Here is a 256-nt window from a genome sequence, read left to right as displayed (position 1 = left end):
CAAGCTGATGTGGAGGCGGGCACTGTAGCTGTGACCATTCCTAAGGGTCAGATTCCAGAAGATGGCGACTACAGCGTAACCGCTCAAATCACCGATGCCGCTGGTAACAGCACCGAAGCAAGTGCGCCGGTAGACTTTAGCGTTGATGCGACTGTTCCTGGTGACACCACTGGTGATGGCGTGACTGACACGGCTCCTGTGATTACCATTCCAGAAGCTTTGGATGGCGTGAATGCAGCAGAGCTTGCCGATGGTA

Annotated in this window: 1 protein-coding gene; it reads left to right on the top strand. The window is 54.7% G+C overall.

Annotated features, from left to right (window positions below; all coding sequences use genetic code 11):
• Positions 1-30 precede the first annotated feature (30 nt).
• Positions 31-256 (top strand): hypothetical protein (locus KPY62_RS13595; protein WP_216583478.1); only part of this gene is annotated, 226 nt, incomplete at its 3' end.

It is taken from the genome of Psychrobacter sp. TAE2020 (assembly GCF_018919485.1).
Lineage (GTDB): Bacteria > Pseudomonadota > Gammaproteobacteria > Pseudomonadales > Moraxellaceae > Psychrobacter.
Note: the sequence above shows the minus strand (reverse complement) of the source record. Positions and strands in the feature narration are given on the sequence as shown.